The organism is Actinoplanes campanulatus, assembly GCF_014647795.1.
GTDB classification, from domain to species: Bacteria; Actinomycetota; Actinomycetes; order Mycobacteriales; family Micromonosporaceae; genus Actinoplanes; species Actinoplanes campanulatus.
The window spans coordinates 1-1,218 of sequence record NZ_BMPW01000072.1 but is presented as its reverse complement, the minus strand read 5'-3'; the positions used below and the strand labels follow the sequence as shown (position 1 = coordinate 1,218).

Annotated in this window: 2 protein-coding genes; both read right to left on the bottom strand. The window is 65.9% G+C overall.

Annotated features, from left to right (window positions below; translation table 11 throughout):
* On the bottom strand, window positions 1-900 hold a 900-nt coding region (locus IEZ13_RS46075; RefSeq protein WP_189285809.1), incomplete at its 3' end, for an IS3 family transposase.
* The coding region (locus IEZ13_RS46070) for a transposase (RefSeq protein WP_229795822.1) at window positions 897-1,218 on the bottom strand (322 nt) is incomplete at its 5' end. The genes IEZ13_RS46070 and IEZ13_RS46075, both read right to left, overlap by 4 nt.

The following is a 1,218-nucleotide window of genomic DNA, read 5'->3' as shown; positions in this document are numbered from 1 at the left end:
GACTAACTCGGGCTCCGGCTGGGTTGCCTGACGCTGATGCCAGGCGGTCTCGTACTCGTCCGGGCTCAGGTAGCCGAGTTCTTTCTGGATGCGCTGGGTGTTGTACCAGCCATCGATGTACGCGAACAGGGCGTTCTCGGCCTCGTCGCGGGTTCTCCACTCGCTGCGATAGACCAGCTCGATCTTCAAGGTGGACCAGAAGTTCTCCATCAGCGCGTTGTCGTAGGAGTCGCCGACCGAGCCCATCGAGGGCAGGATTCCGTTGTCGTACAAGCGTTCCGCGAACCGGAACGACGTGTAGTTCGAGCCCCTGTCGCTGTGATGGATGAGGTCGCCGTCGCGGACCTGCCGGGAGTAGATGCCGTATTCGAGGGCGGCCAGGATCAGGTCGGTGTCGCAGCGGGTGGAGGTCTTCCAGCCCACGATCCGGCGGGAGAACGCGTCGCGGACCGCGGCGAGCCAGAACACCCCCTCGGCGCAGGGGATCCGGGTCGCATCAGCCACCCACAACCGGTCCGGAGCCGGCGCCCGGAAATGCCGATTGACCAGGTCAGGTGCCGGCTCCCTGCTCGGGTCCTGCTTCGTGGAGCCGCCGCGCCAGCCGCGCCGCAGGAACGCGCCCTGCCAGCCCTGAGAGCGCATCAACCGCTCGACACGCTTGCGGCCGATGCGGATGCCGTCGCGGCGCAGCTGCTGGTGCACCCGGTCGGAGCCGTAGGTGAACCCGGACGCCTCCCAGATCTCGTAGATGTTCGACAGCAGGCCCAGGTCGACCAGGTCGCGGTCGCAGGGCTGTTCGATCTGCTTGCGCCAGGCGTAGTAGGTCGACTCGCCGATCTCCAGGACCCGTAGCAGGAGCGCGACCGCGAAGCGGCCTGACTGTTCGTCGATGAACGTCATGACCGTCGCCGGGTCGGGTCGAGCTCCGAGGCGAAATACGCCGAGGCCGCTTTGAGGATCTCATTCGCCCGGCGCAGCTCCGCGTTCTCCTTAAGCAGGCGCCGGTTCTCCTCCAGCATGTCCGTTGTCGGCCGATCCACACGCTCACCGGCGTCGGCCTCGGCCTGCCGAATCCAGTTCCGCAAGGCTTCCGGGTGCACGTTCAACTGCTCCGCCAGCCGCTTGATCACCGGCTTCGGATCCGAGTCCCGATACAGTCGAACGGCACGTTGCCGCAGCTCATCGGGGTACTTCTTCGGTGCTGCCACAGATACTTCC